Source organism: Microvirga tunisiensis (assembly GCF_009296175.1).
In the GTDB taxonomy this organism is placed as follows: Bacteria; Pseudomonadota; Alphaproteobacteria; order Rhizobiales; family Beijerinckiaceae; genus Microvirga; species Microvirga tunisiensis.
Window position 1 is genome coordinate 1 of the sequence record NZ_VOSK01001021.1, and the last position, 508, is coordinate 508.

The window sequence follows — 508 nt, forward strand, 5'->3', positions numbered from 1 at the left end:
GGCGAGTGTGGCACAGGGCAATTGGTGGCAGGGATTAGTCTCAACAACCAAATCCTACGCTGCTTCAAGTGCTTAAGCTACACTCGCCAGCCTTCATCAACCTTCCCATGCATAAGAACGGCTAGCGACAGTGTCGTGGGCGGGGGATAAAGGCTTGTCTATAGCACTTCGACCGCAGCGCGCATCATCTCATCGTTGACGTCGATGTAGCGCTGCGTCGTGGAGAGATGTTTATGACCAGCGAGGAGCATGATCGCTTTAGGTGAAATGCCCGTGTGGGCGAGCCTGGTGATGAACCAGCGTCTGCCGCTGTGCGACGTCCCTCGGTCTAAACCCGCTTGCAAGTACCACTGCCTGATGAGCTGACAGAGAGTGTTAGCGCTAACCGATCGTATTCACCTGCGCTGGTTGCGATGACCTGACTTGCGGCTTGGGCGAGCCAATCTGTTGCGCCTTTTTCATCGCGGCGAGGTTTGGAACGTCGGAACGCGTTGGCGGAGAAGACATG

The 508-nt window shown here is 56.1% G+C and carries 2 protein-coding genes; both read right to left on the bottom strand.

Annotated elements, in window-relative coordinates; genetic code table 11:
• Window positions 1-158: 158 nt before the first annotated feature.
• Window positions 159-344, bottom strand: a complete 186-nt coding sequence (locus FS320_RS44990) for a tyrosine-type recombinase/integrase (RefSeq protein ID WP_244627801.1) — start codon at window positions 342-344, stop codon at window positions 159-161.
• Window positions 329-508, bottom strand: a 180-nt coding sequence (locus FS320_RS47505) for a hypothetical protein (protein WP_210252283.1), incomplete at its 5' end; no start/stop codon positions are given. The genes FS320_RS47505 and FS320_RS44990, both read right to left, overlap by 16 nt.